This is a genomic window from Aliidiomarina sedimenti (assembly GCF_003986955.1).
GTDB classification, from domain to species: Bacteria; Pseudomonadota; Gammaproteobacteria; order Enterobacterales; family Alteromonadaceae; genus Aliidiomarina; species Aliidiomarina sedimenti.
Genome location: NZ_PIPN01000010.1, coordinates 1 through 648 on the forward strand (window position 1 = coordinate 1; position 648 = coordinate 648).

General features: G+C 47.5%; 2 tRNA genes and 1 rRNA gene. All 3 read right to left on the bottom strand.

The annotated features are described in order from the left end of the window. Nucleotides 1-107: ribosomal RNA gene (locus tag CWE12_RS13565) — 23S ribosomal RNA — on the bottom strand; the annotation flags it as partial. A 264-nt stretch (nt 108-371) separates the two neighbouring features. Further along, nucleotides 372-447: transfer RNA gene (locus CWE12_RS13570), tRNA-Ala, on the bottom strand. A 97-nt stretch (nt 448-544) separates the two neighbouring features. Then, a tRNA-Ile gene (locus CWE12_RS13575) sits at nt 545-621 on the bottom strand. Nucleotides 622-648: the final 27 nt, after the last annotated feature.

Sequence of the window (648 nt, forward strand, 5' to 3'; positions counted from 1 at the left end):
TGATTCAAATGCCTCTTACTGGCTTATCATGGCTTATCGCAAGTTAGTACGTCCTTCATCGCCTCCAACTGCCTAGGCATCCACCGTGTACGCTTAGTCACTTAACCATACAACCCAAAAACGTATACATCAGAGCCTCATAAATGAGCCACTGTGCTGTATTGGATTGTACTTTTTCTTTACATGACAAAGTACGATACGCCTCTACACCAAGTGTGTCTTGTAGAGTATTACCTAAGAGATTTCTCTTTGTTTGTTACAATCAGCTTGTCCAAGTTGTAAAAGAGCACGTAACATAAGGTTACTGGTAAACGTGATACCGTTTACCGCTAACCTTGCGTTCGCCAGGTATGAATACATCAAAAAGAAATTGGTGGAGCCAAGCGGGATCGAACCGCTGACCTCCTGCGTGCAAGGCAGGCGCTCTCCCAGCTGAGCTATGGCCCCAAACCTAATAGTGGTTTTGGCGTGCTGGCAAGGCGAGAGGGGACGAAGCATACATCAGTATGCGAGTTCCCGAACAACGCAGTCCAGCGCGACAAAATGGTGGGTCTGAGTAGACTTGAACTACCGACCTCACCCTTATCAGGGGTGCGCTCTAACCAGCTGAGCTACAGACCCAGTATCCTTTTACTATCGCACACGCAA